A 23078-nucleotide genomic window follows, 5' to 3' on the forward strand; every position below is an offset into this window, starting at 1 on the left:
AATCGAAGGAAAACCGCGCCCCGGCCATGGGGTTCCGGCTAATCGCCGTTGCCGCTATCGGCCGCGCGCAGCGAATCCAGCACCGGCATCGAGGTGATGTGGTAGCCGGCATCGACATGATGGATATCGCCGGTGACACCTCCGGAGAGATCCGAGAGATAATAGAGCGCCGAGCCGCCAATCTCTTCAAGAGAAACCGACTTGCGCAAGGGCGAATTGGCGCGCTGCCAGGAGAGCATCGCGCGCGCATCGGAGATACCGGCGCCGGCCAGCGTCCGCACCGGCCCGGGCGAGAGCGCGTTGACGCGGATGCCGCGCGGGCCGTAATCGCCGGCGAGATAGCGCACGCTCGCCTCAAGCGCCGCCTTGGCGACGCCCATGACGTTGTAGTTCGGCATGATCCGCGTCGAGCCGCCATAGGTCAGCGTGATCATGCTGCCGCCCCTGGGCATGCGCTCCGCTGCCCGCCGGGCGATCTCGGTGAAGGAGAAGCAGGAGATCACCATGGTTCGCGAGAAGTTCTCGCGGCTGGTGTCGGCATAGAGGCCCTTGAGCTCGTTCTTGTCGGAGAAGCCGATGGCGTGGACGATGAAGTCCAGCGTGTTGCGCTCGGGATCGCCGCCCCAGGCCTCGTCCAGCGCAGAAAAGGCGGCATCGACCGAAGCGCTGTCCTCGACATCGCAGGGCACGACCAGCTTCGAGCCGATGCTCTCCGCCAGCGGCCGGACGCGCTTGCCGAGCGCATCGCCCTGATAGGTGAAGGCGATCTCGGCACCATGGGCGTGAAGGGTGCGGGCAATGCCCCAGGCAATCGAATTCTGATTGGCGACGCCCATGATGAGGCCGCGCTTGTTGTGCATCAGCGGGAGCATGGCAAACTCGGAAGGGGCTTCAGGAACGGGTCCGAAGGCGGGGAAACGGAGGGAAGTCGGCTGGTCGGGTGGATCGAACTCTCGGCATATCGGCACGGCCCGGTTTTTGCGGGCACGAAAACGGCTAGTCTGTCCTGGTGATCGCGGCAGCGGCGGCCTTCGAGGTCGAAACCGGCACGATCTCGAAACGCACGAGGTCGTTCCATTGCAGGACCCATTCCTGCAGCAGCGCAACATCGTCGCATTCCATGATCTGGAAGCAGCGGCCGAGATCGGCCGAGACCCAGCTCTCGACATAGCGCACGCCGGCCGGAGCCATCCGCCCGCTATGCTGGAAGCGGGCGTAGACGTCCTTCACGCGGGCCTGATCGAAATGCTCGATCACCATGAAGAGCATGGCGCTTCTCAGGCCTCCAGGCGCTTCATCACGATGGTGGCATTGGTGCCGCCGAAACCGAAGGAATTCGAGAGCACGCAGCCCAGGCCGGCATTGTCGATGCGCTTGCGCACGATCGGCATGTCGGCGAAGGCCGGGTCGAGCTCGTCGATATGGGCGCTCTCGCAGATGAAGTCGTTGTTGAGCATCAGGAGCGAGTAGATCGCCTCCTGCACGCCGGTGGCACCGAGCGAGTGGCCGGTCAGCGATTTCGTCGCCGAGATCGGCGGCGACTTGTCGCCGGCGCCGAAGACCTCGCGGATCGCCTCGATCTCCTTGGCGTCGCCGACCGGGGTCGAGGTGCCATGCGGATTGATGTAGTCGACCTTGGCCTTCACGCCTTCCAGCGCCATCTTCATGCAGCGCACCGCGCCTTCGCCGGACGGGGCGACCATGTCGTAGCCGTCCGAGGTCGCGCCATAGCCGACGATCTCGCCGTAGATCTTGGCGCCGCGCGCCTTGGCGTGCTCCAGTTCCTCGAGCACGACGACACCGGCGCCGCCGGCGATGACGAAGCCGTCGCGGGCCAAATCATAGGCGCGCGAGGCGCGCGCGGGCGTTGCATTGAAGTCGGAGGACATCGCGCCCATGGCGTCGAAGAGAACGGAGAGCGTCCAGTCCAGCTCCTCGCAGCCGCCGGCGAAGATGACGTCCTGCTTGCCCCACTGGATCAATTCATAGGCATTGCCGATGCAGTGGTTCGAGGTCGCGCAGGCCGAGGAGATCGAATAGTTGACGCCCTTGATCTTGAACCAGGTCGCCAGTGTCGCCGAAGCGGTCGAGGACATGCCCTTGGGCACGGCGAAGGGGCCGACCTTCTTCGAGGAACCGCTCTCGCGGGCCTTGTCATAGGCGTCAATCAGGGCCCGGGTCGAGGGGCCGCCGGAACCCATGATGATGCCGGTGCGCTCGTTGCTGATCTCGGCCGTCTCCAGGCCGGCATCGGTGATCGCCTGCTCCATCGCGACCTGGTTCCAGGCCGAGCCGCCGCCATGGAAACGCATGGCGCGCCGGTCGAGCACCGTCGCGGGATCGAGCGTCGGCACGCCGGCGACCTGGCTGCGGAAGCCGTGCTCGGCGAAATCCGGAACGAAGGAAATGCCCGATTTCGCCGATTGCAGCGACGCCAGGACCTCCTGCGTGTTGTTGCCGATGGACGAGACGATGCCCATCCCGGTGACCACGACGCGTCTCATGCTCGCTACTCCAGCTCTCAGCACGCGGCGGGCAAGCCCGGCCGCTTCTGGATTCCTATCGCGCAAATGGACCGAGCGGCAGCTGCGCGCAAGGTCGGGCTGCGTTTTTCCTCAGGCGGCTTCCGGCTTGAACAGGCCGACGCGCATGTCGCTGACCGTGTAGATGCGCTTGCCGTCGGCCTCCAGCCAGCCATCGGCGATGCCGAGCACGAGCTTCGACTTGAAGACGCGCTTGAAGTCGACGCCGTAGACGACCTTCTTGACCGAGGGCAGGACCTGATCGGCGAACTTGACCTCGCCGACGCCGAGCGCCCGGCCACGGCCCGGCAGGCCGAGCCAGCCGAGGAAGAAGCCGGTGAGCTGCCAGAGCGCATCGAGCCCGAGGCAGCCCGGCATCACCGGATCGCCCTTGAAATGGCAGTCGAAGAACCAGAGATCGGGCTTGATGTCGAACTCGGCGCGGACCATGCCCTTGCCGTGCTCGCCGCCCTCTTCAGCGATCTCGACGATGCGGTCGAACATCAGCATCGGCGGCAGCGGAAGCTGCGCATTGCCCGGCCCGAACAGTTCCCCACGACCGCAGGCGAGGATCTCCTCGTAGCTGAAAGACGACTGACGCTGCATTCCCGTGAGGCTCCCTCGCACCGGCCGGATGCGGCCGGTGTCTCCTGTGCCGTGCCTAACACAGCGGAAGCCGGAAACGAAAGAGCAGCGGGCGCGTCGACCCACACCGCAACGCCGAAAACCACAACGAAACGGCGCCAGATCAATGCAGCAAGGGCCGCCCACCGCCTGGAAGCCGGCGCGACGCTTGCGACGGGAAGCCCGACGCCCTACATTTCAGTTCAAATCATTCAAGAGACGGAGCCTCCAGGACATCCGTTAGACAAAAGGGCACGCGAGCACGGCATGAGCGACCTGACCTCCCAGGACCAGGGCTATGGAACGTCGGCGCGGCAGGGGTGTCCCTTTCACGATATCCGCCAGAAGCTGCGGCGCGTCGGGTTGCGCCCGACCCGCCAGCGCGTCTCGCTCGGCTGGGTGCTCTTTGCCAAGGGCCAGCGCCATGTCAGCGCCGAGATGCTGTTCGAAGAGGCGATGAAGGAGCGCATCCCGGTCTCGCTGGCGACGATCTACAACACGCTGCGCCAGTTCACCGAGGCCGGCCTGCTGCGCGAGCTCACCCTCGACGGCGCCAAGGCCTATTTCGACACCGCCGACCATGATCACCATCATTTCGTCGTCGACGGCGAGAACCGGGTGATCGACATCCCGGCCGACGAGATCGACGTCGCCAGCCTGCCGGTGCCGCCTGCGGGCTACGAGATCGCGCGAGTCGACGTCGTGGTGCGGCTGCGCAAGATCGACGGCTGATCGCCGCTCCGCCGCTTCCGGAGACGATATTCATGCACTTCACCGATTCGCCGCTCTCGCGCCGCGCGCTTGCAGGCCTCCTGCTCGCAGCGGCCGTTCCCGCCACGCCGGCGCTCGCCGCACCGCGCGTGCTTCGGGGCACCGTCGCCTATCGCGAACGCATGGCACTGCCGCCCGGCGCTGTCGTCGAGGTCAAGCTGCTCGACGTCTCGCTGGCCGATGCTCCCTCCCGCACGATCGCCGAGACCCGCGTTTCCGGTCGGCGCATCCCGGCGCGCTGGACCCTGCGCTTCGATTCGCGGCGGATCGAGCCCCGGCACAGCTACGCGCTGCAGGCGCGCATTCTCGACGGCGACCGGCTGCTCTTCATCACCACGGAACGGCACAGCGTTTTCACGGGCGGGCCGGACAAGACCGATATCTGGGTCCAGCGCGTCTCGGGCGATGACCGGCCGCCCGCCGCCGCCCCCTCCCCAATCGGAAGCTGGCGTCTCGCAAGCCTCGGCAGCAAGGACGTTCCCGGCTCGATCGTCACGACCCTCGCCATTGCGGCGGACGGCAAGGTGTCAGGCCGGGGCGGTTGCAACGGCTTCGGCGGCAATGCGACGCTCAAAGGCCGGACGATCCGCTTCTCGCGCATGGTTTCGACGATGATGGCCTGCGCGCCGGATACGATGGCGCAGGAGCGCGGCTTCCTCGACGGGCTTGCCAAGGTCCGCCGCTGGGATATCCATCGCGGCTCCGGCCTGCTCGCGCTGCTCGACAGCCGCGGCCGGCCGGTAATGGTGCTGACTGCGCAGTAGCGCAGGCGGCCAGCGTCAGTCGACCTTCTCGTTGGGATAGACGCCCCAGAGACGCTCCTGGCGGATAAAGCCATCGATGTTGCCGACGCTGATGCGACACCAGGCATTGACGCAGGACGAGACGCTGGTGACGACGCCCGGCTGCAGCCTGGCGACGACGGCTGACTCCTCGTTCGCAGCGCTGCGCATCGGGAAATTCTCGTCTTTCTTCTTCGACCAGGGCGCAACGAGCGCGGTGCGGCGGCCGGAGAGCAGGCTGTGCAGCACCCAGCCCTCGGTGCCGTCGGCATCGCGCACGCGGCGCCAGGTCTCGAATTCCGCGGTGACTTCCATCGGCAGGCCGGCGCGCTGATAGACCCAGCGCGTCCGGTGCTCCTTCGAGGGGCCTTCGCGCAGGTTCACGCGATCCGTCTTCAGGCTGACATAACGCGGCACCGGCAGCCCGGTGACGGAGCCTGCCTGCATGTCCTGAGCAGAGGCGACCGCCGGCAAGCCGAGGAGGGCGAACGTCGCCAGGGCCTGGCAGCGCATCGACGAGATTTTCATGCCGCCACTCTCCTTCGCGTCCGCTTACCCCCGGCGAAGGGGCAAGTTGTCATCCGCCGCGCCGCCGCCTAGACAACGATCATGGTGCCGCGCAACAATTCCCATTCCTGGGCCACCAGGGTTAATGGCGGGTTGAGGATATCAGGCCGATACGGCCAATGACGGAAGGGTGACCGCCATGTCGAAGAAGAAGCCCTTGGTGGTGGTGACGCGCAAACTGCCCGCCGTGGTCGAGACCCGGATGCGCGAACTCTTCGACGCACAGCTCAACATCGACGACAAGCCGATGTCGCAGGCCGCCCTGGTCGAGGCCGTGAAGACCGCCGACGTGCTCGTCCCGACCGTGACCGACAAGATCGACGCCGCCGTGATCGCGCAGGCCGGCGACCAGCTGCGCCTGATCGCCAACTTCGGCAACGGCGTCGACAATATCGACGTCGCCAGCGCCGTGCAGCGCGGCATCACGGTGACCAACACGCCGGGCGTCCTGACCGACGACACCGCCGACATGACGATCGCGCTGATCCTCGCCGTCGCCCGCCGCATTGCCGAGGGCGCGCGCGTCATCCCCGATGACGACTGGGCCGGCTGGTCGCCGACCTGGATGCTCGGCCGGCGCATCACCGGCAAGCGCCTCGGCATCGTCGGCATGGGCCGCATCGGCCAGGCACTGGCGAAGCGCGCCGCCGCCTTCGGCCTCTCGATCCACTACCATAACCGCCGCCGGGTCGATCCGCGCACGGAGGAAGCGCTCAACGCGACCTATTGGGATTCGCTCGACCAGATGCTGGCGCGGATGGACATCGTCTCGGTCAACTGCCCGCACACGCCGGCGACCTATCACCTGCTCTCGGCCCGCCGCCTCAAGCTGATGAAGCCGGACGCGATCCTGGTGAACACCGCCCGCGGCGAGGTGGTCGACGAGACCGCACTTGCCCGCATGCTGGAAGCCGGCGAGCTCGCCGGCGCCGGGCTCGACGTGTTCGAGAGCGAGCCGGCGGTCAATCCGCGCCTGCTCAGGCTCGCGCGCCAGCACAAGGTCGTGGTGCTCCCGCATATGGGCTCGGCCACGCATGAGGGCCGCGCCGACATGGGCGAGAAGGTCATCGTCAACATCAAGACCTTCATGGACGGCCACAAGCCGCCGGACCGCGTGCTGCCGAGCATGCTCTGAGGGCACGCTTCAGGCGGCGCGCAGCCCCGCAAGGCGCGCCGCTTCCGCGGGCCATTCCCTGAAATCGTCGACGACCGCTGCCGCTCCAGCAGCCAGCAGGCGCTCGCGCATGCGCCCCTTGTCATGGGCGACGCCGGTGAAGCCGGCGACCTGCATGCCGGCTGCCCGCGCCGCCAGCACGCCCGGCACCGAATCCTCCAGCACCAGGCAGCCCCCGGCCTCGGCGCCCATCTGCGCAGCCGCGAACAGGAAGACATCCGGCGCCGGCTTGCCGCGCGCCACCTGCGAGGCCGAGAAAACATGGGGATCGAACAGGTCGATCAATCCCGCCAGCGCGAGATTGCGGCGCAGCGGCTCGAGCACGGTGGAGGACGCCACGCAGCGGCGCCCGGCCAGAACGGTCAGCGCCTCCCGCACGCCGGGAAGCGCGCGCAGTTCGGTTTCCAGACGCAGCGCGACCGCATCCTCGATGCGCGTCTCGAAATCGGCAGGGAGAGACCGGCCCAACGCGATTTCGATGATCTTCATGCCGTCGGCCCAGGGGATGCCGACGAGCTGCTCGACATAATGATCGAGTGTCCAGTCGCTCAGCCCGACCTCATGGCACATGGCGAGACTGACCTCGCCATAAAGCGTCTCGGTATCGATCAGCGTGCCGTCGCAATCGTAGATGACGAGGTCGAACGACACGAGCCTTGCCCCGGCCGCTCAGCGGGCCTGGAGCGCGTCGAACTGGCCGGTCTTGCGGAAACGCCAGAGATAGGAGGTGATGACCGCCTCCGACGAGGTCGGCGCCAGCCCGAGCCCGGCGAAGTCGCGGCCCTCGGCCTTGGCCTCCGCAGAGACCACGTTGTCGCTGGCGAGCAGCGTAACCTGATCGCGCGTCATGACGAGTTCGTCCGGGATCAGGCCGAGCGTCAGCGTGTCGGCGACCTGCAGCACGCTGCCCATGATCCGGGCCAGCGGGAAAGGCAACGGCGCGAGCAGGCGCTTGCGGCCGGTCACCTTGCAGACTTCCTCGACGATCTCACGCAGGCTCTGCACCTCCGGCCCGCCGAGCTCGTAGACGCGACCGCCCTGGACCGTGCCGTCGACGGCGCGGGCGACGATCTCGGCGACGTCGCCGACGAAAGCCGGCTGGAACTTCGTCACGCCATCGCCGACCAGCGGCACCACCGGCAGCATCCGGGCGAGCGAGGCGAAGCGGTTGAAGAAGGTATCCTCCGGCCCGAACATCACGGACGGCCGCAGCACGACCGCGCCCGGCACGGAGGCGAACATGGCGGCCTCGCCCTCGGCCTTGGAGCGGGCATAGGCCGAAGCCGATTCGGCGGAGGCGCCGAGCGCCGAGACCTGGACCACGCGGGCGATGCCGGCAGCGGCGCAGGCCTGCGCGACGGCGCGAGCGCCATTCGCCTGCACGGCCGGGAAGCTCTGGCGACCCTGCTCCTGCATGATGCCGACGAGATTGACGACGGCGTCAGTGCCCTTCACGGCGGCCGCGACCGAGGCGGGATAGCGCAGATTGGCCTGAACGGCGTGGATCTGGCCGACAGTGCCCAGCGGCTGGAGGAAATTGGCGAGATCCGGCCGACGCACGGCGACGCGCACCCGGTAGCCGCGCTTGACGAGCGCGCGCACGACATGGCGGCCGACGAAACCGGAGCCGCCGAAAACCGTGACGAGTTGCTGGGCCGGGGCTTGGGAAGCCATCGTGAAAGCTCCGTTTAGAATGCTTCTGCCCTCCTAGATCATGTTCCGCCAAAGTGGAAATGCCTTTTGCGGCAGAGACCTCCTGCGCCCAGGCCCTGCGGCGTTCCGCCCTACTCTCAGACGCGGCATCCCCCATTCAACGTCGATCGGCCGCTTTCGCACCGGAACGGCCCGGAATTCGCTATGGCCGCTGAGACCCTTTCCACAGGACCGCAAAAACAAATTCATTTCGCCGCGACAGGGCCGTTGACAGGACGACTCGGCCCCCGTAAACGAACCGCCGTTGCCCAGGTGGCGGAATTGGTAGACGCACCAGCTTCAGGTGCTGGCGCTCGCAAGGGCGTGGAGGTTCGAGTCCTCTCCTGGGCACCACTCAGCTTTCTACCGAGCTGAAAACATTATGGTTTGTTACGCAAAATCCCGCACCTGATCACAGGGTGCGGGATTTTGCGTTCATGGGCTGTGCTTCCTCGTCGGGAATTTCGTCCTCCGCCTTCAGTGCCGGCCGGAGCATCTGGACGGCAGCCGCGACACGTCGCGCCCGGTCAGCCTTCTTGATGTAGGCGGAGCTCTCCTGGCTCCCTTGGGCTCATCCGAAGATGGCATTCATCCGCGCCTCGGTTGGCGCCGCGCCCGGGAGCCTCATGCATCGCTGAAAAGCTGCGGCTGGGCAGCCAGGAGGATAATTTCCGCGGCGCAATCACAGGCCGCCAGCCAGCCCAATCCAGTAGCCAGGCTGATACTGGATTGGCAGAAAGCGCTCGTGCAGCTCCCGCAGCGTTGCCTCTGCATCGATATCGCCGAAAAGCTCCGGGTGAAGCCAGCTTGCGATGCGCTGCAGTGCCACGAACTGGTAGGGGCTGTTGTAGAACTGGTGCCAGATCGCAAAGACGCGCTGTTCGGCGACCGCTTTGCCATGCGCGAATGCCGGACGCTTCGCCAGCGCCTCGAGCTTGCTGCGAGCTGCCGACAGGTCAGCCCCCGGGCCGAGGCCGACCCAGCCGCCGCCGGGAGCCAGCGCGTCCCAGTTTCCGCCCGTTACGATGACGACGTCCGGGTCCCGGGCGATGATCGTTTCAGGATTGATCGTGCCGAACGTTCCCGGAAGGAGTTCGGAGCCGAGGTTATGGCCGCCGGCCATTTCGACCATGAGGCCGAAATTCTCCTTCCCGAAGCTCATGCAGCAGGCATCCGAATATCCGGGGATGCGATCCAGCATGACGAGCGGCCGCTTGAGGTCCAAGTTTCTCGCTATCGGAGCCGTCACGCGGGCGATCTGGTCTCTGCGGAAGGTGAGCAATTCTTCCGCAATCGCCTCGCTTTCAAACAAGCGCCCGAGCAGACGCAAGGATAGCTCCGTGTTTCGGAGCGGTGCATGGCGGAAGTCGACATAGAGCACCGCGATCCCCACGGAGGCGAGCTTGTCGACGAGCTGCATCTCGGCACTGGCCCGCTCGGCTTCGTAGTTGAGGAGAAGCACGTCGGGCTGAAGCGAAATCGCCTTCTCGATGTCGAAATTGCCAGCTCCCACGCTGCCGAATTTCGGGATGCCGGCGACCTCCGGAAAGCGTTCGGCATAGGCGCGGTAGCTGTCGGGGTCGGATTTTTCCAGGTCCTCCCCCCAGCCGACGATCCGCTCAAATGGGTTGCCGCGGTCCAGCGCCGCAATGGCGTGGATCTGCCGCCCTTCGCCGAGCAGCACCCGCCGAACAGGAAGCTGCACCGCGACCTCCCGTCCAAGGATGTCGGTGACCTTGATCGGCGCGGCTGACGGCCGGCTGGCCGCGATGAGCGGCAGGCCCAGGCCGACGGCACCGAGAAGGCCGCGGCGAGAGAGACGGAGGCGCGCCATCACAGGTCCATGGACATGGACAGGAGATATGTCCGCGGCGCCCCTTGCGTGAACGTCCCGAAGGAAGCGGCTCCCGCCCAGTATTTCGTGTCGGTCACATTCACGACATTCGCCCGGAACGTCGTCTTGCGGCCGTTGAGTTCGGTCGCGTAGCGCAGCCCGAGGTCGAGGCGCGTCCAGTCCGGCAAGGCCTGCGTGTTGGCGGCATCGACGTACTGCTTGCCGGTATGGATGATCGCGGCATTGAGAGTCAGGCCTGCAATCCAGGGCAGATCCCATTCCGCGCCGAGATTGAGCTGAATGCGCGGCACGCCGATGGGCGTATTGCCGATATTGGCGATGGCCGCCGTCCGGGTCAGCTCCCCATTGAGAAGGGTCACGCCACCAAGCACGCGCCATTGCGACGAGATCTGACCGAAGGCCTGGAGCTCGAGGCCCCGGACCCTCTGCTCTCCCGTTTCGGCGAACCTGCCGGCAGGGCTAAGTTCGCCAACAGGCCGCGTGATCTGGAACGCCGCGAGCGAGGCTCCGAAGCCATTGTAGTCCAGCTTGACGCCGGCCTCGATCTGGCGGGCCACGTAGGGAGCGAGTATCTCGCCGGCATTGGTGGCCGTAACCGGCGCAACGTCGCCGCGGCTCAGCCCTTCGATATAGTTTCCATAGAAGGAGACGTGCTCCCAGGGACGGATGACCAGTCCGACGAACGGCGTCGTGGCGCTCTTGTCATAGGACGAGGCCAGCGTCCCGACATTGGACACATAGTTTCGTGCCTGAATGTTCTGACGCCGAACGCCGAGCGTCAGCAGGACGCGCTCGTCGAAAGCCGAAAGGGTATCGGCCGCCGAGAGGCTGGTCAGCGTGCTGTCGGACAGCGGCGCCTGCCGCCCCACGCGCAGAGCCGCAATTTCCGGCACGCGCACGGGATTGTAGATGTTCGAGATGTAAGTCCCGCCGACAGCGCCGAACTCGCGCTTGGTCTCCTCATGATAACGGGATGCCTGCACGGTCAGGTTATGACGAATGAAGCCTGTCTCGAACTTCGCCCTGATGCCACCCTCGAAGGTGTGGCGATCGATACCCATGCCGTAGAATTGCGGTGAGGTGCTGGTCGTCCCCAGCACGCTGGTGATCATCGGCGCGGAAGCGAAGAAGCGCTCGACATTGCTGTGCGAGGCACCGGCGTTGCCGAACACGGTGATGGCGTCAGTGACGTCGTATTCCAGCTTGAGCAAGCCGCCACGATCATCGACGTCTGAATATTCCCAGGGCTGAGTGACGTTGCGGCGACCATCCGCAGCTTTGGGAACCGGCACTCCCGCGCGCATGAAGAATGGCCGGGCAGGCGCGTTGAAGCGGTCGGATTGAGCGAGGACATAGGCCCATGCGCGGAACCGCTCGCCCTGATAGTCGATGGCCAGAGCTCCGACGCCCGACTGCTCCTTCTGATGGTCGACAGCTGTCCTGCCGTCATTCAGGCTCGTGATGGCCCGCACACCCCATTCCCGGTTGACACCGAAGCGTCGGGAAACGTCGAGCTGCCCGCCGCCTCGTGCGTTCGAACCATAGTTCAGCGTAAAGCGCGTCAGGTCGCCTTCAGCACGCTTCGGAACGATATTGACGACGCCGCCGATCCCGCCATTGGGTGAAACGCCGCTGATCGCTGCCGAAGGCCCCTTCAGCACCTCGATGCGCTCAGCGTAATCGGAGAAAACGCGGAAGCTCGGCGCGACGCCGTAGACGCCGTCGAACGCGATCTCGCCGCTGGTGCCCTCGTTGATCGGGAACCCGCGGATATAGAGCGAATCGAACGGCGCGCCCGTGCCCTGGGTTGCCCGGACCGATGGATCGAGCGCGAGGGCCTCGGAGGCCGTCCTGGCCTGGCGGTCGCGGATGAACTGTTCGGTGTAGCTGGTGACGCTGAACGGCGTCTTTGCAATGTCGGTGTTGCCGAGAGCGCCGATGCGAGCCCCGGTCGCAACCTGTCCGCCTGCGAACGGCGCCGGAACCTGCGAGGGACGCGTCCCTTCGACAATGATCTCGTCGAGTTGGACCTGGCTCTGCTGCTGAGCGACGACTGGCGTGCAGGACAGGGAAAGGCTCGTGGCGACAATCGCCGTCGCGCTCACCGCCGGCAGTGCCGTAAGCTTTCCTCTTCGCACCATCATAACGATGGAGAATTTCGTGACATTCATTCCAGCACCACAAGCCGTAATCGAAACTAAAACGCTCCGACCTGATGATATCTGCGATGCAGTCTTGTCAATAATCCAACCGAATATCTGATTATAAACTCAGTGGCAGTCCAGATACGCGCGCCGTAATTTTTAATTAATCAAATTAACACCCGGAACCGAGGCACGCCCACAGGGATGCGCCATTGACACACGCTGCAAAGTACTTGTCACAACATAGCGAGGTCGAGCTGGCCTTCATCGATGGCAGTTTCGGGAGGCCTGCCTCCAAGAGCCTGACTGCTGCCTCATAAGCCGCGCTGGGCCGTTGGCCCTGCTGGAATGAGAGCAAGGTCTACCGGCTGATATTGTGCCAGGCGGCGCAATCCTGCGATGTCCGGCAGCTCCATGAGACGCGAGGTGCTGACGATCAGCCGCTCGGCACGCAGTTCCTGCATCACGCGATTGAGGTGCGGAACGCTGAGCCCCAGCACATCGGCCAGGATACCTTGCGAAAAGGGAAGATCGAACCGCGTCTGTTCGGCGCATCCGACCTCCAGCAGGCGGTCGTGAATCTCGAGCAGGAAATGCGCGAGCCGCTCGATCGGCGTGCGCCGGCCGAGATTGACGATGTGCTCCGCACAAATCGCGGCTTCCCGGGCTGCGAGCCAGGTCAGGACGAGGCCGAATTGCGGCCGCTCGTAGCAAAGACGCACATAGGAACTGAGCGGGCAGACGCTGTAGCTGAGATTGCTCACCGCCACGACCGCATAGGTCGCGCGGTCGAAGAAGCTGACGGGAAAGCCGATCACATCGCCCGGCAAAATCACGTTCAGAATCTGCCGCTTGCCGTTCCGCAACAGCCTGTAGCGGATCGCGTAGCCGCTCCGGACGAAACACAGGTCGCGATGCTCCGCCCCGTGGACGATGAGATCGTGCCGCTTCGCCGCCGTACCCTCGCGCTCCATGATCGCCTCGAGGCTATCGAGGTTCCCGGCGTTCATATCCATGAGGCGAGAAATCTTTGTGACGAAGGGATGTCCGGTGAGCGGCATGATGCGGTTTACACCCCTTATCGATTGGTTCTCATGGAGTATTCTGCGGCCGATTATTAATCGATATCAATAATCAATATTATCGGACGAAAGTGGCATTGACCATATAGCCAATGCAGCGGGGAATGGCCGCGACGTGTCTTCAGATATTCGGTGCCGACAGCACGTCCAAACCCCCGCATGACGAAGGGGAGGATCGGACACCAGAGGGGAAGGACGCACATGACATCCGACAATCGCAAGCTCACGAACCTGTCCCGGCGCACGCTGATCCAGGGCGGCCTTAGCGTTGCGGGCGGCGTGATCCTGCCGGCGGGCCTGTTCCCGGTCCACGCGGCCGGCCAGACGGCGATCGGCACCTGGCCCGAAGGGTCCAAGGGCGACACCGTCAATATCGGCGCAGCCGTGCCGCGCACCGGCGCCTATGCGGTGCAGGGCGAGGACGAGCTCAAGGGCTGGCAGCTCGCCGTCGAACACATCAACACCAACCATGAGCTGATGAAGAAGCTCGCGCCGAAGATCAACAACGGCGTCAACGGCAAGAAGGTGAACCTGCTCGCGGCCGACTCCGCCGCCAAGCCGAACCAGGCGGTGCAGGAGCAGCAGACCTTCATCAACCAGAACAAGATCATCCTGATGACCGGCTCGACCTCGTCGGCCGTCGCGGTGGCGCTCAACAAGTTCGCGCAGCGCGAGAAGGTGCTCTACGTCGCCGCCATTTCAGGCTCGAACGACACCACCGGCAAGGATTGCGTGCGCTACGGCTTCCGCCAGAATTTCTACGGCGAGACCGCCGCGAACGCGATCGGCCCGCAGCTCGTTAAGGCCTACGGCAAGAACCGCAAGGCGGCGTTCATGACGCCGGACTACACCTACGGCCACACCGTCACCAAGTCGGTCAACGACTACCTGACCGAGAAGGGCGGCTGGACGCAGGTGACCAACCAGGTCTCCCCGCTCGGCACCCAGGATTTCAGCCAGTACCTGACCAACATCGCCAATTCCGGCGCCGAGTTCATCATCAACGTCAACTGGGGCCGCGACGCGGTGCTCTCGGTGCAGCAGGCCAAGCAGTTCGGCCTGACGCCGGCGATGAAGATGGTGATCCCCTACCAGATCCCGTTCCTCGCCAAGGAAGCGGGGCCGGAGCTGATGGAAGGCGTCTTCGCCGCGACCGATTACTGGTGGACGCTCGAGGACAAGTATCCGCTGGCCAAGATGTTCAACGAAGCCTTCGTGAAGAAGTTCGGCTATCGCCCGGAATGGGGCGCTGAGAACGCCTATGTCAGCTTCGCGCATTGGGCGCGCATGGTGACGGAGGCCGGCAGCTTCTATCCGCCGGATGTCATCAAGCAATACGAGAAGGGCGAGACGATTCCCTCGCTGCTCGGCGACGTGCGCTATCGGCCGGAAGACCACCAGTGCATCCGCCCCGTCGTCATCGTCCGCGGCAAGGCCGTCAAGGACATGAAGAACAAGGAAGACTTCTGGGAGGTTCTCGAGGTCCTTCCGGGCGAACCGCTGATGCAGAAGCCGGATGCGTTCGGCTGCAAGCTCGGCGACTACACCTGACCGATCGAACCCGCCGCCGCGCTGGCTGAGAAGGCGGGTTCTCCGGATTGCGGGAGGGGGTGCGGGGGACCGAGCGTCGGTCTCCCGCGGCTCCCTGCCCCAGCCCCCGTCCGACGACAAGACAAGCGCAGAAGCCGGCGCGAGGCCGGACTCTACCCGCGTTCAGGCAAACGGATAGCATCGTGGTCAACTGGGCGAACTTCATCTCGCAATGCTTCAACGGGCTCGTGCTCGGCGCGCTGCTCGCGCTGATCTCGTCCGGCCTGACGATCATCTACGGCACGCTCGGCGTGCTGAATCTCGCGCATGGCGCGATGTTCATGCTCGGCGGCTATGCCGGCTGGGTCGCCTACACCTATAGCGGCTCGTTCCTGGTCGCGGTGGCGGCAGGCTCGCTCTTCGTGATGCTGGTCGGCATCGTGGTCGAGCGGCTCATCATCCGGCATTTCTACACCCGCCCGCATGAGGACCAGCTCCTCGTCACCTTCGGCCTCAGCATCGTGTTCGTCGAGGCGGTCCGGTTCTTCTTCGGCAGCCTGTCGAAGATGGTGCCGCCGCCGGGCCCGCTGGTCGGCATCACGCCGCTCGGCTTCATGATGTATCCGACCTACCGGCTCGCCCTGCTCGGCATCGTCGCCGTCGCGCTGCTGGCGCTCTATTTCGTACTCTACCGCACCCGGATCGGCATGATCGTGCGCGCCGGCATCGAGGATTCGGTGATGGTCGATTCGCTCGGCATCGACGTCTACAAGATCTTCATGCTGGTGTTCGGCATCGGCGCCATGGCGGCGGGCTTCGCCGGCATCGTCAATGCGCCGGTGGTCTCGATCGCGCCGGATGTCGGCGAGGCGATCCTGGTACAGACATTCGTCGTGGTGGTGATCGGCGGCGTCGGCTCCTTCCCCGGCGCGATCCTCGGCGGCCTGATCGCCGGCCAGATCATCTCCATCACCTCCATGTTCAACCCCGGCTACGCCTATATCATGCTGTTCGTGGCGATGACGCTGGTCCTGGTGCTGAGGCCCTACGGGCTACTCGGCGCAGCCGGCCGCGAGTGACGCCGATGCGCAGCCAACGCCCCTTCCTCGTCGAGACCATCACCGCGATCGCGCTGATCCTGGCGCCGTTCGTGCTGCCCCATCTCGGCTTCACGCCGAACACTATCAACCGCATCCTGGTCTGGGGCCTGTTCGGCCTCGGCTTCGATATCCTGTTCGGCTATACCGGCCTCCTCTCCTTCGGCCAGTCGGCCTTCTTCGGCACCGGCGGCATGTTCGCAGCCTATCTGCTGACGGAAGCCGGCTTCGGCTATGTGATGGCCGCCGTCTTCCTCGGCACGATCGTGGCTGCGATCGTCGGCTATCTGATCGGCCTGATCGCGTTGCGCCGCACGGGCATCTATTTCGCGATGATCACGGTCGCGATCGCGGAGGTGTTCTTCTTCGTCGAGTTCAATCCGCTTTCCGCCTTCACGGGCGGCGAGAACGGCCTGCCGGGCGTGCCGAGGCCCAGCATCTTCCTCGGCTTCACGACGCTGGAATTCAACACCGATTTCCAGGTCTACGGGTTCCTGGCATTCTGGTATTTCGTCGGCCTCGTCATCGCGCTGCGCATCGTGCGCTCGCCGGTCGGCGCGATCCTCTCGGCGATCCGCGACAATCCGCAGCGCGCCGCCGCGCTCGGCCACGACATCCACAGCTACAAGCTGACCGCCTTCGTCGTGGCGGCGGCCTATGCCGGCTTTGCCGGCGGCATGCTTGGCCTGATGCAAGGATTCATGCCGCCGGATGCCTTCATGTTCGAGACCTCCGGCCAGCTCGTGATGCAGACGGCGATCGGCGGCGCCGGCACCTTGTTCGGCCCCCTGGTCGGGGCGGCGGTCTGGCTCTATCTCAGCGACTTCTTCCAGAACACGCTGCATCTGGGAGCCACCTGGAAGCTCGTCCTCGGCATCGTGTTCGTGCTGCTGGTCTGCTTCCTGCGCCACGGCATCGTCGGGGCCGTGATCGATCTCTACCGTCTCGTCGCCGGCCGGTGGGCGGAGACGGCTCCCGGGGCGGGCGTTGTCCCTCCCGCGAGCGTGCCCGCCACCCCTCCGACTGTCGCGATGATGCCGGCCCGCCGCCGCGACAGCGACCGCTCCTCCGGCCCCATCCTCCAGGCCACCGGCCTGACCAAGCGCTATGGCGGCGTGGTCGCCAACAGCGACATCGACTTCACCGTCAACCACGGCGAGTTGCGCGGCATCATCGGCCCGAACGGCGCCGGCAAGTCGACCTTCTTCAAGATGCTGACCTGCGAGGTGCCTCCGACATCCGGCCAGATCCTGTTCGAGGGCAAGGACATCACCGGAATGGGCGTGGCCGATGTCTGCCAGCTCGGCCTCACCAAAAGCTACCAGATCAACCAGCTCTTCAACCGGCTCACCGTACGCGAGAACCTGATGATCGCCGCGCTCGCCGAAACCCGCGGCAAATTCAAGCTCGACCTGTTCAGCAATCCCAGGAACAGCCCCGAGCTGACCGAGCAGGTCGACCATGCGATGGCGCTGGTCAATCTCGCCAGCCGGGGCGATGCCCAGGTGTCCGAACTGGCCTATGGCGAGAAGCGGCGGCTCGAGATCGGGCTGGCGCTCGCCACCTCGCCGTCGCTGCTGCTGCTCGACGAGCCGCTTGCCGGCATGAGCCCGGCCGAGCGCATCGAGACGGTCAAGCTGCTCAAGTCGATCAGCCGGGGGCGTACGATGATCGTGATCGACCACGACATGGACGCGCTGTTCGAGCTCGCCGAGCGCGTCACCGTGCTCCAGGAGGGGCGCGTGCTGGTCGAAGGCACACCCGACGAAATCAAGGGAAACACCAAGGTGCAGGAAGCCTATCTGGGCGGCGTGCACGATGTGTTGGCGGCCCAATGAGCATGCTCGACGTCACCGGCCTGAATGCCCATTACGGCGACAGCCACATCCTGTTCGATGTCGCGCTGCGCGTCGATCGCAACGAGGTCGTCGCGCTGCTCGGCCGCAACGGCGCCGGCAAGAGCACGATGCTGAAGAGCCTGATGGGCGTGGTGAAGCCGAGCAGCGGCTCGATCCTGTTCGACGGGGAGCAGATCGCCGGCCGCAAGAGCCACACGATCGCGCGCGCCGGCATGCAGCTCGTGCACGAGGACCGTCGCATCTTCGGCAGCCTGAATGTCGAGGAGAACCTGGTGCTGGCCGGGCTGACCGCCAAGGGCCGCTGGCCGCTCGATCGCGTCTACGAGATATTTCCACGCCTGAAGGAGAGGCGCACGAGCCGGGGCACCGATCTTTCCGGCGGCGAGCAGCAGATGCTCGCGATCGGGCGGGCGCTGGTGCGCGACCCCAAGATCATCCTGCTCGACGAGCCGTTCGAGGGTCTGGCACCGGTGATCGTGCAGGACCTCGTCAGGACCTGCCGCGAGCTTGCGATGGCCGGCCAGACGATCATTCTGGTCGAGCAGAACATCGCGGCCGCGCTGACCCTGGCGACGCGCGCCTACATCATCAATAACGGCCATATCGCCCATGAAGGCCCGACCGGCGAGATTCGGGCCCAGCCCGAACTCCTGCAGCGGTATCTGGGGGTCTAGGACATCGGACTGAATACGGTATTCAGTCCGATGTCCTAGGCTTTTGATTTGCATCGGCATTTTCCGAAAACCGCGTTCCACTTTTCGGGCCGATGCTCTAGGCGTCTTGCCCGGCCATCGCGCCTGACGCGCGACAGGCGAGTGTGGGCGCATCACATCGGCCCGTTCGGGGGCGGTTCGCCACGATGCGCGGACGTCGTCTCGTATCCGGCGAGCTCTTCGCGCACGACGGCAAGAAAGCCATCGACGAGAGGATCGGCGCGGTAGTGGCTCGGGAACATCGCGTGGCCGTGGAACATGACCTCCGGCTTGAACGGGCGGAAGGCGATGCCGCTGCGCCGGTAATCGTCGGCGGCAATCGGATTGACGATGCCGATGCCGAGCCCTTGCTCGACAAGCGCGCAGATGGCGGCGCTGAAGGGCGTCTCGATCGCGAGATGGCGGCGCACGCCCGCATCCTGGAAGATGCGATCGACACGTGCCCGCGCACCGTCCTCCAGCGAGAGCGAGATGAAGGCCTCGCCTTCGAGATCCTTGGCCGTGATGCGATCCCGCTTTGCAAGCCGGTGCCCCGGCGGGAGCGCGCAGACGCCGGGGATCATGTAGAGCGGACGATGCTCGACGAGCGGAATGTCGATCACGTTCGCGATGAAGCCGATGTCGCAATAGGATGACGACATCCAGCGCGTCACCGTGCCGTCATGCCCCATCTGCAAGGAGACGCTGACCTGCGGAAAGCGCTCCTTGAAGCGCCGGATGCAGCGGGGGACGAAGCCCAGCGCCATCACCGGCATCGCCGCGATGCGCAGGCGCCCGGTCCCGAAGTTGCGGATGTCACGCGCGGCGTAGGAGAGCGTCTCCAGCCCGATATAGCTGCGTTCGACCTCGCGATAGAAGGCAAGGCCCTCCTGGCTCGGTCGAATCCGCCCGGCTTTTCGCTCGAACAGCTTGAGTCCGATCTCGGCCTCCAGCTCGGCGATCAGCCGGCTGATACTGGGTTGCGAGGTCCGCAATTCCTGCGCGGCCGCCGTCATCGAGCCGCGCAGGATAATGGTTCGGAACGCGTCCACCTGCCTCAAATTCATAGGCCTACTCATATCAGGAGTGAATAGAAGAGCCAAAAACTGAGATTTGACCAGATAGATGGCCGCGGCAATACTTTTGGCCATGTCAACGCGCCCAAACACCGCTGTGACGTCCCGCCTCACCGGCATGGTCTGCCTGCGCTGCGCAGAGCCCTGGCCGGTTGCGGATTACGAGTCCGGGTGTCCGCGCTGCGCGACCGAGGGGCATGCATCCAATCTGCAGCTGACCTACGCACCCGGCGAGCGCGGCGTCTCGCTCCCCTATCCTGACGCGCCATGCCTGGGGGAAGGCGCGACCCCGCTGGTCGAGCTGCCCGAACTGGCGCGCGCGCTGAAGCTCGGCAGGCTGTCCGCCAAGATCGAATGGTGCAATCCGACCGGATCTCACAAGGACCGGATGAGCGCGCAATTGATCGCGCGGGCTCTCGATCGCGGCGCCCCGCGCGTCGTGGCGGCATCGAGCGGCAATGGCGGCCTCTCGGTGGCAGCCTATGCGGCGCGCGCAGGGCTCGCCGCGGAGATCGCAACGACCGATGCCCTGCCGCAGGTTTACCGCAGTGCCATCACCGCCCATGGCGCGAGCATCGCCAGCTTTGCCGGCAGCATGGCGCGCTGGCAGCATCTCGCGAAACGCGTCGGGCAAGGCGCCTTCGCTGCGACGAACTACAAGGTGCCGGCTATCGGCACCAACCCGTTCGGCATCGAAGGCTACAAGACGATCGCGGCCGAGCTCGCGTCGGAGACGATGCCCGATCTCGTCGTCGTGCCCTGTTCGCGCGGGGACCTCCTGTCCGGCATCCGCCTCGGCTTCGAGGAGATCGGCGCAGGCTTGCCGATGCTGGTCGCAGCCGAGCCCTTCGCGCGCCTCGAGCGGGTGCTCGCCGGCGCCGATTATCGCGAGCAGTTCGCGGGCGATACCGCCCAGGCTTCGATCGCCGGCAGTACGGTGACATGGCAGGCCGTCGCGGCCCTGCGCGCCAGCGCCGGCCGTGCCGTTTCTGTCGATGATGACGCGGCGCGGGCGGCACAGCGTCGTCTCGCAGCCTGCGGCCTCCATGCCGAGCTGTCCGCGGTCTCCGCCTTGGCTGCGCTCGCCGCCATCGCCGCGGATGGTGGGCTTTCCGGCCGCCACGCCGTGATCGTGCTCACGGGAGCAGGCTCCCGTGATCCCGGCGACACCGACCTGGCCGCAAGGCCCTGGAACGAAGCTGCCTCCGAAGAGGCGCTCGCGCAGCCGGCAACGACCGGCGCCTTACCACAGAGAACCGATCCATCGGTCCAACAGAAGAGGGAAAACGGATGACCACCCATGTCTCGCACCTGTCGGCGCTCTCGGCTGCCGCAGCCGCCGTCTTCGCGCTCTCGGTCGGCGCTCAGGCCCAGGGCCTGCCCCCGCTGCCGGAAGCGATCAAATCCGCAGGCGTCCTGAAGGCCGGCGTGCGCTGCGACCAGCCGCCCTATGGCTACAAGGACGAAACCGGCAAGTTTGCCGGCGTCGAGACCGACATGGCGATCCAGATCGCCGCCTGGGCCTTCGGCTCGCCGGACAAGATCGAGCTGACCTGCGTGACGGCCGAGAACCGTATCCCGCAGCTGGCGGGGAAGAAGGTCGACATCCTGATCGCCACGCTCGGCGTCACGCCCGAGCGCGCCCGCGTGGTCGATTTCTCCAAGCCTTATCGCTGGGGCGGCTCGGACATGCTCGTCGCCAAGGACAGCCCGATCAAGAAGCTCGACGATGTCGCCGGCAAGACCGTGATCATGCTCAAGGGCTCGACCCAGGCGAAATGGTTCGAGGACAACATGCCCAAGCTCGAGAGCATGCGGCTGAACACGGCGTCCGATGCGCTGCAGGCGCTCAAGCAGGGCCGCGGCGACGCCTATACCCATGATGCCGCGACGCTCGTCGTCATCGCCGCCAAGGATCCGAGCCTGCGCCTCGTCGGCGAGTCCTTCGCAGTCTCGGACGCTGCCGTCGGCGTGCGCAAGAACGAACCCGAATGGCTCGCCTATGTCGATGCAGCCCTCGATCGCATGAAGGCCGAGGGCCTCTACGCGAAATGGGTCGAGAAGTGGATCCCGGCCGAGATCAGGCCCTTCTACGTCGACGCCTTCACCAAGCCGAAGCCGACCGCGCGCTGAGCGAAAGGCAAGCGCCGGGAGCGGTCTGAGCTCCCGGCAACCCGATACCTGGCAGCGGAGGAGCGCGTGCCATGGAATTCGACGTCGCCTATCTCAACGCGCAGTGGCCTGCACTGATGCGCGGCCTGTGGCTGACAGTACAGGTCAGCGCGCTCTCGATCGTGCTCTCCATCCTCGTCGGCGTGCTCGGCGCGGCGGCGCGCGTGCTGCAGGTTCCCGTGCTCGGCAAGCTCGTCGTCGGCTATGTCGAGTTCATCCGCAACACGCCGCTGCTCGCCCAGCTCTTCTTCATCTTCTACGGCCTGCCGGGACTGGGCCTCAGGCTCTCGCTGTTCTGGTCGGGCGTGCTCTGCCTCACGGTCTGGGCCGGGGCCTACCAGATCGAGAATGTCCGCGGCGGGCTTGAAACCGTGGGCAAGGGGCTGCGCGAGGCCGCCTTCTCGCTGGGCTTGTCGCCCTGGCGCTTCTTTCGGCTCGTCGCTGCGCCGATGGCGATCCGCGTCGGCCTGCCGTCGATGCTGAACACCTCGATCTCGCTGCTGAAGAACTCCTCCTATCTGCAGGCGATCGGCCTTGCCGAGCTGACCTATGTCGCGATCGACCGGATCTCGATGGATTTCCGCACCATCGAGATGTTCGCCGCGATCTGCGTGATCTACCTCCTGCTGGTCCTCACCCTCTCCTTCTTCGCGAGCCGGCTGGAATACCGGCTCAACGCCCCGTTCAGGCTTTGAGGGGGGCGAGATGGACCTGCTGATCCGCAACCTCCCCTTCATCCTGCAAGGCCTTGCCATGACGCTGGGCCTGGCGCTGGCGACGCTGTTCTTCGCGACGATCATCTCCTTCCTGCTCGGCACGCTGGCGACGCTGCGCTTCGGCTGGCTGCGCGTGCTGGTGAAGATCTATGTCGAGCTCTTCCGCGACATCCCGCTGGTCGTGAACATCTTCTTCGTGTTCTTCGTGGCGCCGCTGTTCGGGCTGGAGCTCTCGCCCTTCGCGGCGGTCACAGTGGGGCTTTCGGTCTGGGGCAGCGCCAACGGCATCGAGATCGTCCGCGGCGGCTTCAATGCGGTCCCGCGGCATCAATGGCAGAGCGCTGCCGCGCTCGGGCTGAAGACCTGGGAAATCTATCTCTTCATCACCGGTCCGCAGGCGCTGCGCGCGATCCTGCCGCCCTTCGTCGGGCTGCTCACACTGCTCGTGCAGGCGACGTCGCTCGGTGCGCTCGTCGGGGTCAACGAGTTCTTCAAGGTCGGCCAGATCATCGTCGAGCGCACCACGATGATGGAGGGCTGGAATCCGGCCTTCACGGTCTATGCCGCGGTGCTCCTCACCTACTTCGTCATCTGCTCGACGCTGAGCTGGTTCGGCCGCTGGCTGGAGCGCCGGCTGAAGAGCGACCGCCCGCAAACCCGGCCGGAGGCGATCTCCCCGGCCGAGCCGGCAACGCAATTGCCCTGATCCTTCGCAAACTCACC

At 65.5% G+C, this 23078-nt stretch carries 22 protein-coding genes and 1 tRNA gene; 12 read left to right on the forward strand and 11 right to left on the reverse strand.

All coding sequences use genetic code 11. The features are described 5' to 3' along the window. Positions 1 to 38: 38 nt before the first annotated feature. The 4 genes from fabI to fabA all read right to left on the reverse strand — a co-directional run bounded on the left by fabI (position 39) and on the right by fabA (position 3128). A complete protein-coding gene (gene fabI / locus BLQ70_RS14730) occupies positions 39 to 872 on the reverse strand; it encodes an enoyl-ACP reductase FabI (RefSeq protein WP_091857889.1) in 834 nt (277 codons plus the stop codon). Positions 873 to 996: 124 nt separating this feature from the next. Then, positions 997 to 1269: a DUF3303 domain-containing protein gene (locus BLQ70_RS14735; RefSeq protein WP_091857892.1), complete on the reverse strand. Its 273-nt coding sequence runs from the start codon at positions 1267 to 1269 to the stop codon at positions 997 to 999. A gap of 8 nt (positions 1270 to 1277) precedes the next feature. After that, positions 1278 to 2504 (reverse strand): beta-ketoacyl-ACP synthase I, encoded by a 1227-nt coding sequence (gene fabB, locus BLQ70_RS14740; protein WP_091857894.1) that lies wholly within the window; start codon positions 2502 to 2504, stop codon positions 1278 to 1280. A 111-nt stretch (positions 2505 to 2615) separates the two neighbouring features. Next, entirely contained in the window at positions 2616 to 3128 is a 513-nt protein-coding gene (gene fabA, locus BLQ70_RS14745) for a 3-hydroxyacyl-[acyl-carrier-protein] dehydratase FabA (RefSeq protein WP_061968412.1), read from the reverse strand. Between the two features lie 285 nt (positions 3129 to 3413). On the opposite strand from fabA, the gene irrA reads away from it, so the two are divergent. Then, positions 3414 to 3878, forward strand: a complete 465-nt coding sequence (irrA, locus tag BLQ70_RS14750) for an iron response transcriptional regulator IrrA (RefSeq protein WP_061968414.1) — start codon at positions 3414 to 3416, stop codon at positions 3876 to 3878. A 32-nt stretch (positions 3879 to 3910) separates the two neighbouring features. Next, positions 3911 to 4681 carry a YbaY family lipoprotein gene (locus BLQ70_RS14755; RefSeq protein ID WP_091857896.1) on the forward strand — a complete coding sequence of 257 codons (771 nt, stop codon included), beginning with the start codon at positions 3911 to 3913 and terminating at the stop codon, positions 4679 to 4681. A 15-nt stretch (positions 4682 to 4696) separates the two neighbouring features. Here the strand turns inward: BLQ70_RS14755 and BLQ70_RS14760 are convergent, their stop codons facing one another. Beyond that, entirely contained in the window at positions 4697 to 5227 is a 531-nt protein-coding gene (locus BLQ70_RS14760) for an SH3 domain-containing protein (protein WP_244512029.1), read from the reverse strand. 178 nt (positions 5228 to 5405) lie between these two features. Between BLQ70_RS14760 and BLQ70_RS14765 the strand changes: the two genes are divergently transcribed. Continuing rightward, on the forward strand, positions 5406 to 6401 hold the full coding sequence (locus BLQ70_RS14765) for a 2-hydroxyacid dehydrogenase (RefSeq protein ID WP_061968419.1): 996 nt from the start codon (positions 5406 to 5408) through the stop codon (positions 6399 to 6401). A gap of 9 nt (positions 6402 to 6410) precedes the next feature. Here the strand turns inward: BLQ70_RS14765 and BLQ70_RS14770 are convergent, their stop codons facing one another. Together BLQ70_RS14770 and BLQ70_RS14775 are read right to left on the reverse strand one after the other, a co-directional pair. Next, positions 6411 to 7091 carry an HAD family hydrolase gene (locus BLQ70_RS14770; RefSeq protein WP_091857899.1) on the reverse strand — a complete coding sequence of 227 codons (681 nt, stop codon included), beginning with the start codon at positions 7089 to 7091 and terminating at the stop codon, positions 6411 to 6413. An 18-nt stretch (positions 7092 to 7109) separates the two neighbouring features. Then, on the reverse strand, positions 7110 to 8114 hold the full coding sequence (locus BLQ70_RS14775) for a complex I NDUFA9 subunit family protein (protein ID WP_091857902.1): 1005 nt from the start codon (positions 8112 to 8114) through the stop codon (positions 7110 to 7112). Positions 8115 to 8399: 285 nt separating this feature from the next. Here BLQ70_RS14775 and BLQ70_RS14780 point away from each other — a divergent pair. Next, a tRNA-Leu gene (locus BLQ70_RS14780) sits at positions 8400 to 8486 on the forward strand. 328 nt (positions 8487 to 8814) lie between these two features. Here the strand turns inward: BLQ70_RS14780 and BLQ70_RS14785 are convergent. From BLQ70_RS14785 to BLQ70_RS14795, 3 genes are all read right to left on the reverse strand, one after another. Continuing rightward, positions 8815 to 9966: an ABC transporter substrate-binding protein gene (locus BLQ70_RS14785; protein ID WP_091857905.1), complete on the reverse strand. Its 1152-nt coding sequence runs from the start codon at positions 9964 to 9966 to the stop codon at positions 8815 to 8817. Then, on the reverse strand, positions 9966 to 12158 hold the full coding sequence (locus BLQ70_RS14790; RefSeq protein WP_244512030.1) for a TonB-dependent receptor: 2193 nt from the start codon (positions 12156 to 12158) through the stop codon (positions 9966 to 9968). The genes BLQ70_RS14785 and BLQ70_RS14790 overlap by 1 nt, the downstream gene beginning before the upstream one ends. Positions 12159 to 12445: 287 nt before the next feature. Beyond that, a complete protein-coding gene (locus tag BLQ70_RS14795; RefSeq protein ID WP_091857908.1) occupies positions 12446 to 13192 on the reverse strand; it encodes a Crp/Fnr family transcriptional regulator in 747 nt (248 codons plus the stop codon). 222 nt (positions 13193 to 13414) lie between these two features. On the opposite strand from BLQ70_RS14795, the gene BLQ70_RS14800 reads away from it, so the two are divergent. The 4 genes from BLQ70_RS14800 (at position 13415) to BLQ70_RS14815 (ending at position 18373) form a co-directional block, all read left to right on the forward strand. Continuing rightward, a complete protein-coding gene (locus BLQ70_RS14800; RefSeq protein ID WP_091857911.1) occupies positions 13415 to 14764 on the forward strand; it encodes a substrate-binding protein in 1350 nt (449 codons plus the stop codon). Between the two features lie 182 nt (positions 14765 to 14946). Beyond that, positions 14947 to 15822 carry a branched-chain amino acid ABC transporter permease gene (locus BLQ70_RS14805; RefSeq protein WP_061968432.1) on the forward strand — a complete coding sequence of 292 codons (876 nt, stop codon included), beginning with the start codon at positions 14947 to 14949 and terminating at the stop codon, positions 15820 to 15822. A 5-nt stretch (positions 15823 to 15827) separates the two neighbouring features. Further along, positions 15828 to 17678 (forward strand): branched-chain amino acid ABC transporter ATP-binding protein/permease, encoded by a 1851-nt coding sequence (locus BLQ70_RS14810; RefSeq protein WP_091858779.1) that lies wholly within the window; start codon positions 15828 to 15830, stop codon positions 17676 to 17678. Beyond that, positions 17675 to 18373 carry an ABC transporter ATP-binding protein gene (locus tag BLQ70_RS14815; RefSeq protein ID WP_091857914.1) on the forward strand — a complete coding sequence of 233 codons (699 nt, stop codon included), beginning with the start codon at positions 17675 to 17677 and terminating at the stop codon, positions 18371 to 18373. Before BLQ70_RS14810 ends, BLQ70_RS14815 begins: the two co-directional genes overlap by 4 nt. Positions 18374 to 18525: 152 nt before the next feature. On the opposite strand, the gene BLQ70_RS14820 is transcribed toward BLQ70_RS14815, so the two are convergent. Further along, a complete protein-coding gene (locus tag BLQ70_RS14820; RefSeq protein WP_200959644.1) occupies positions 18526 to 19443 on the reverse strand; it encodes a LysR substrate-binding domain-containing protein in 918 nt (305 codons plus the stop codon). A gap of 121 nt (positions 19444 to 19564) precedes the next feature. Here BLQ70_RS14820 and BLQ70_RS14825 point away from each other — a divergent pair, with 121 nt between their 5' ends. The 4 genes from BLQ70_RS14825 to BLQ70_RS14840 all read left to right on the forward strand — a co-directional run bounded on the left by BLQ70_RS14825 (position 19565) and on the right by BLQ70_RS14840 (position 23061). Further along, positions 19565 to 20761 carry a pyridoxal-phosphate dependent enzyme gene (locus BLQ70_RS14825; protein ID WP_210184301.1) on the forward strand — a complete coding sequence of 399 codons (1197 nt, stop codon included), beginning with the start codon at positions 19565 to 19567 and terminating at the stop codon, positions 20759 to 20761. Then, positions 20758 to 21600 carry a transporter substrate-binding domain-containing protein gene (locus BLQ70_RS14830; protein WP_091857919.1) on the forward strand — a complete coding sequence of 281 codons (843 nt, stop codon included), beginning with the start codon at positions 20758 to 20760 and terminating at the stop codon, positions 21598 to 21600. The genes BLQ70_RS14825 and BLQ70_RS14830 overlap by 4 nt, the downstream gene beginning before the upstream one ends. 71 nt (positions 21601 to 21671) lie before the next feature. After that, positions 21672 to 22334 (forward strand): amino acid ABC transporter permease, encoded by a 663-nt coding sequence (locus BLQ70_RS14835; RefSeq protein ID WP_061968440.1) that lies wholly within the window; start codon positions 21672 to 21674, stop codon positions 22332 to 22334. 10 nt (positions 22335 to 22344) lie between these two features. Further along, positions 22345 to 23061 (forward strand): amino acid ABC transporter permease, encoded by a 717-nt coding sequence (locus BLQ70_RS14840; RefSeq protein WP_091857922.1) that lies wholly within the window; start codon positions 22345 to 22347, stop codon positions 23059 to 23061. Positions 23062 to 23078: the final 17 nt, after the last annotated feature.

Source organism: Allobosea robiniae (genome assembly GCF_900102525.1).
In the GTDB taxonomy this organism is placed as follows: domain Bacteria; phylum Pseudomonadota; class Alphaproteobacteria; order Rhizobiales; family Beijerinckiaceae; genus Allobosea; species Allobosea robiniae.